The organism is Pseudomonas brassicacearum subsp. neoaurantiaca, from assembly GCF_013608025.1.
Lineage (GTDB): Bacteria > Pseudomonadota > Gammaproteobacteria > Pseudomonadales > Pseudomonadaceae > Aquipseudomonas.
The window spans coordinates 1-204 of sequence record NZ_VDLV01000065.1 but is presented as its reverse complement, the minus strand read 5'-3'; the positions used below and the strand labels follow the sequence as shown (position 1 = coordinate 204).

Annotated in this window: 1 rRNA gene; it reads right to left on the bottom strand. The window is 54.9% G+C overall.

Going from position 1 to position 204, the window contains the following annotated elements:
- Positions 1-204, bottom strand: a 16S ribosomal RNA gene (locus tag FHK92_RS27515); the annotation flags it as partial.

Sequence of the window (204 nt, the reverse complement as noted above, 5' to 3'; positions counted from 1 at the left end):
GCCTTCGCCACCGGTGTTCTTTCCAATATCTACGAATTTCACCTCTACACTGGAAATTCCACGACCCTCTTCCTCACTCTAGATCACACGTCTCAGACGCAGTCCCCAGGTTAAGCCCAGGAGTTTCACGCCTGACTGTGCAGTCCGCCTACGCGCCCTTTACGCCCAGTCATTCCGAGCAACGCTAGCCCCCTTCGTATTACC